We start from the raw sequence: 2,649 nt of genomic DNA on the forward strand, positions 1-2,649 counted from the left end.
GGACCGGCATGGTGCGAGCGCCCCGGTACGGCGCCGCCCGGAGACTGGTGGCCCGCCGCCGGCCAGGGGAGAGAGCGCATGGACGACCGCAGCCACCGAGCCGCCCCCGGGCCCGCCCCCGCCCCCGCCCCGGGGGTGACCTCGCGGGCCGGGGTCCTGGGCACCGCGCTGGCCGCCGTCCTCGCCTTCTCGCTCTCCTCCGGCTCCTGGCAGTGGTTCTCCACCTACCTCGGGCTGACCCTCCTCGCGGTGGTCCTCTCCTCCACCCGCCCGCCGGCCCGCGCGACCGACGCCGGGTCCGGCTACGCCCGGAGCCTGGCCGCCTACACGCTCGTCATCGGACTGTGCGTGGCCCTCGCCCTGGCCCCGGCGATGCAGCGCTGGGCCTGGCTGTTCCCGATGCCGGGCACCCGCCGCGACTGCCCCCGCCTGGGCGACTACGCCCGGCTGCAGGCCCAGGCCTCCCTCGGCGACCTGGCCGCCCGGGACGGCGCCGCGCTCGCCGCCGCCCAGGGCGAACAGGCCCGGCACGCCGTCGCCGACTGCCTGTCCGCGACCACCACGCTCTGGCTCCCGGTGTACGCGCTGGCCGCGGCACTGCTGGCCGCGCTCGCCGTCCGACTGCTGGACCGGGGCGGCCGCCGGGGACCCTCCCGGTCCGTCGAGGGCTGAGGGGCGACGGAGGGCGGACGGGCGGCGCGCCCCGGGCACTCCCCCGCGCTCCCCGTGCCCCGGCCGGGTCTACCGGTCGAACATCCGCCGGACTATCGTTAGTTGGCGGAAGCTATCGAATTCCCCACGCCGACCCGCCGGCCGGCCAGCAGGAGGCAGCGGTGGCGACACGACTCTCCGACGGCGGCAGGACGGGGCGGCCGCACCCGGCCGGCCACGGTGTGGCACCGGAGCACCCCCGGTACAAGTGGGTGGCGCTGTCCAACACCACGCTCGGCACCCTGATCGCCACCGTCAACGCCTCGATCGTGCTGATCTCGCTGCCCGCGATCTTCAACGGCATCGGCCTGGACCCGCTCCGCCCCGGCAACGTCAGCTACCTGCTGTGGATGCTGATGGGCTACATGCTGGTCACCGCCGTGCTGGTGGTCACCCTCGGCAGACTGGGCGACATCCACGGCCGGGTGCGGATCTACAACGCGGGCTTCCTGATCTTCACCCTCACCTCGGTGGCGCTCTCCCTCGACCCGCTGCACGGCGGGCCCGGGGCCCTGTGGCTGACCGGCTGGCGGGTCGTGCAGGCGGTCGGCGGGTCGATGCTGATGGCCAACTCGGCGGCGATCATCACCGACGCCTTCCCGGCCCGCCAGCGCGGCACGGCCCTGGGGGTGAACATCGTCGCGGGCATCGCCGGGTCCTTCATCGGCCTGGTCCTGGGCGGGCTGCTGGCCGAGTGGAACTGGCGGTCGATCTTCTGGGTCAATGTGCCGATCGGCATCCTCGGCACGGTCTGGGCCTACCGGTCGCTGCGCGAGACCGGGGTGCGCAAGCCCGCCCGGATCGACTGGTGGGGCAACATCACCTTCGGCGTCGGCCTGACCGCCCTGCTCGCCGCGATCACCTACGGCATCCAGCCGTACGGCGGCCACACCATGGGCTGGACCAACCCCTGGGTGCTGGCCGGACTGTTCGGCGGGGTGGCCCTGCTCGCCGTCTTCTGCCTGGTCGAGTCCCGCACCGCCGAGCCGATGTTCCCGCTCTCGCTCTTCCGCGACCCGGTCTTCGCGGGCGGCAACGCGGCCACCCTGCTGGGCTCGATCGCCCGCGGCGGGCTGCAGTTCATGCTGATCATCTGGCTGCAGGGCATCTGGCTGCCGCTGCACGGCTACGACTACGCCGACACCCCGCTGTGGGCCGGGATCTACCTCGTCCCGCTGACCGTCGGCTTCCTGGCCGCCGGACCGGTCGCCGGCTACCTGTCCGACCGCGCCGGGGCCCGGCTCTTCGCCGCCGGCGGACTGGTGGTGATGGCGCTGTCCTTCGCCGGGCTGCTCCTGCTGCCCACCGACTTCGGCTACCCGTGGTTCGCCCTGCTGGTGTTCGTCAACGGCCTGGGCGGCGGCCTGTTCGCCGCCCCCAACACCTCGCTGATCATGTCCAGCGTGCCGGCCGCCGCCCGCGGCGCGGCCTCCGGCATGCGGGCCACCTTCCAGAACGCCGGCATGGTGCTGTCGATCGGCGTCTTCTTCTCCCTGATGGTGGCCGGCCTGGCGGGCTCGCTGCCGCACACGCTCACCGCCGGGCTGACCGCCCAGGGCGTGCCCGCCGCCGACGCGCACGCCATCGCCTCGCTGCCGCCGGTGGGCACCCTGTTCGCCGCCTTCCTCGGGTACAACCCGATCCAGCAGCTGCTGGGCCCGCAGGTGCTCGGGCAGCTGCCGGCGGACAACGTCCGGACGCTGACCGGTCGGGAGTTCTTCCCCCAGCTGATCTCGGGGCCCTTCCACGACGGGCTGGTGGTGGTGTTCTGGCTGGCGATCGCGATGTCGCTGGTCGCCGCGGCCGCCTCGCTGGTGCGCGAGCGGACCCGGCCCGCCGCCGCGCGTCCGGCCTCCGCACCGTCCGGCTCCGTACCGTCCGGTGCCTCACCCTCCGGTGCCGCGCCGACGGCCGGGCGGCCGGCCACCACCGCGCCCG

The 2,649-nt window shown here is 74.6% G+C and carries 2 protein-coding genes; both read left to right on the plus strand.

The genetic code is table 11. The features are described 5' to 3' along the window. Positions 1 to 78 precede the first annotated feature (78 nt). Entirely contained in the window at positions 79 to 672 is a 594-nt protein-coding gene (locus tag AE652_RS39250) for a hypothetical protein (RefSeq protein ID WP_049660335.1), read from the plus strand. 221 nt (positions 673 to 893) lie between these two features. Next, positions 894 to 2,649, plus strand: a 1,756-nt coding sequence (locus AE652_RS39255) for an MFS transporter (protein WP_234348705.1), incomplete at its 3' end; no start/stop codon positions are given.

Source organism: Kitasatospora sp. MY 5-36, from assembly GCF_001182915.1.
Taxonomy (GTDB): Bacteria; Actinomycetota; Actinomycetes; order Streptomycetales; family Streptomycetaceae; genus Kitasatospora.

What these genes read in the sequence shown, in the direction of transcription:
- AE652_RS39250 (WP_049660335.1), top strand. Translation starts at nt 79, where the DNA reads ATGGACGACCGCAGCCACCGAGCCGCCCCCGGGCCCGCCCCCGCCCCC.